Annotated in this window: 1 protein-coding gene and 1 pseudogene; one reads left to right on the top strand and one right to left on the bottom strand. The window is 28.0% G+C overall.

Annotated elements, in window-relative coordinates; genetic code table 11:
* A partial coding sequence (locus A5883_RS06205) for a hypothetical protein (RefSeq protein WP_254907820.1) occupies nt 1-560 on the top strand: 560 nt, incomplete at its 5' end.
* 34 nt (nt 561-594) lie between these two features.
* Here A5883_RS06205 and A5883_RS06200 read toward each other — a convergent pair.
* Nucleotides 595-1,822, bottom strand: a pseudogene (locus tag A5883_RS06200) (hypothetical protein); the annotation flags it as partial.

Genomic DNA, 1,822 nt, shown 5'->3' with positions numbered 1-1,822 from the left:
ACATAAAGGAGGTATTATTAATGACAAATGGAAGCTCACAAGGACTATTTGTAGTTGTAGCAATCATAATATTCGGTATTTTTGTATTCTTGAGTTATTTACTGTTTAGGGACATTATGAGTCCTAGTTTATCAGGGATTTTCAAGGATGGTTTAGAGCAAGCTGAAAATAATTTGATAAATACGGCAACTGACAATCCCATAATAAATTCTGAAATATCCATTGAAATCAGCGACTTGAATTTCAATTTTAATAAATTGGATTTTGATAGCCCTACTTTCCCGAGGCTATCAGAGAATATCAATGTGACAATCAAAAATCTAACAGACAAGGAATTATCATATAAAGTAAAATTTTCAGCTGAGGGTAAAGGTTTATTTATCGGAGATATAGATACAACTGATATTAATTCAATTTATGCAACCGAATTAGAAAAAACAATAAAATTAAAGCCAAACGAAGTACATCAATTTGATTTTATTGGCATATTAAATGCTCATGAATATGAGTCTAGTAGACCTGAAACTTATAGTATCAACTCCTCAGCAACCAAAATATAAATTATTAAATTTTTTTTGGCTAGTAAAGGAGCCGTTATGCTAGACAAACTCCAAAATCATCATGTCGGTCAATTTTTATAAATAACAATAAAATAATCAACACAATTTTTTTATACAGAGAAAGGAGGTTAATAATGTCAGATGGGAGTTCACAAGGACTATTTGTAGTCTGTCTCTTATACACATCTTCTTCATCCTTAATAACTTCTTCAATTTCTGTTTTTTTCACTTCACTATTTGTATTTTTATTGATATCAAATTCCTCTAACAAAGGGTTGAAAATTCCATCGTGTGTTACATCTTTTCTTAACATCTTAACTTTTTCATGTAAATTTCCATTTTTTGAATTATACTTCTCACTGTTCACAAAATGGACTGGAGCTAGTAATCTACCTAATTCATTTTTAGATGCTCCAAAAATCATGTTTAATCTATTTACCCTACCTATTAAATTCAAAAGTTTACTTTGTGTCAAAAGCCTACCATTGAAAATATATAGATTATCTATAGGCATATTCATGCCTTCTAATATAACTGAATTAGCAACTAGATGTTTTAGATTTTTAATTCGTTTGAAACAATATTCTAAATAATCTTTTATTCCATCTGGGATTAATCCATGTAAGAATACTATACCTTTATCAAGTAACTTAATCTGTAGATAATCTTCATGAATTAATTGTGCTAGTTCTTCTTTCAATATAATTATTTCAGAGTCACTCTCTAAATTAGCCTCAATATTCTCACTTAACTCTCTCGAAAACTCTTCTACCTTTACTGGTCTAAAATGATAATAGAAATTTTTTTCTTTACTCGTTTTGTTAATATACTCAAAATAGTTCTTTGAACTATCAATTTTTACTTCTTTGACATTATTATAAATTTTATACTCAACAATGTCACTTTGTCCCTTTACTCTTAAATTTTTCGAATCATAAATCATTGGAGAAAAGTAAGCAATCTTAGATTTTTCAGATTTAACTAAGTTCATTTTTATAAGCCTAGCTAATGATACCGAACGTTTACTTTTATTGAAATCTAAAATATTGTGTGCTTCATCAATATACATCGCATCAAAATATATTTTGTTTTTTTCTATTAATCTTAAAGCTCTTTCTTGTGTAACAACCGCAATGAATTGACTTTCCCCATTATACATTTCATCATGAATGATAATTCGTCTATCTAATATTTCTTTTTTTAACATTAGATACGTTTGATTAAGTAACGATTTTGTTGGTACAATTACTGCTATTTTTTTC

This window comes from Enterococcus sp. 5B3_DIV0040, from assembly GCF_002140755.1.
Classification (GTDB): domain Bacteria; phylum Bacillota; class Bacilli; order Lactobacillales; family Enterococcaceae; genus Enterococcus_D; species Enterococcus_D casseliflavus.
Note: the sequence above shows the minus strand (reverse complement) of the source record. Positions and strands in the feature narration are given on the sequence as shown.